The organism is Thiomonas delicata (genome assembly GCF_900088825.1).
Lineage (GTDB): Bacteria > Pseudomonadota > Gammaproteobacteria > Burkholderiales > Burkholderiaceae_C > Thiomonas_A > Thiomonas_A delicata.
Genome location: NZ_LT592196.1, coordinates 1 through 461 on the forward strand (window position 1 = coordinate 1; position 461 = coordinate 461).

Consider the following 461-nt stretch of genomic DNA (forward strand, 5'->3'; position numbering starts at 1 on the left):
AAATCCACCAACTCGCCGGCCTGCACGCTGCCCTGTTCGTGGTGCAGCACGATGAAGCCGTCGGCCCGGCTCATGGAGCGCAGGATGCCGGAGCCCTGGTCGCCGGTGGTGCGCGTGGCCAGGCGCCCGTCGGGCAGACGTTCGAGCACGGCGCGCTGGTATTCGGTGCGCCCGGGACGCTTGCGCAACGTGGTCTGCGCGACCACGCTCAGCAGCGGCAGGGGCTGCATCTGCGCCCCCATCATGTGCAAGAGGGCCTCGCGCACGAAGTGGTAGAAGGTCACCATCACGGCCACCGGGTTGCCGGGCAGGCCGAACAGCATGGCGCCGTGGCCCGCGCTTTCGATGCGGCCGAAGGCCATGGGCCGGCCTGGGCGCATGGCGATGCGCCAGAACACCACGTCGCCCAGCGAGGCCATGACCGCACGCATATGGTCGGCTTCGCCCACGCTGACGCCGCC

Annotated in this window: 1 protein-coding gene; it reads right to left on the reverse strand. The window is 70.5% G+C overall.

Annotation, left to right across the window (positions count from 1 at the left end; translation table 11 throughout):
* The coding region (locus THIARS_RS18020; protein WP_245846008.1) for a molybdopterin-binding protein at positions 1 to 461 on the reverse strand (461 nt) is incomplete at both ends.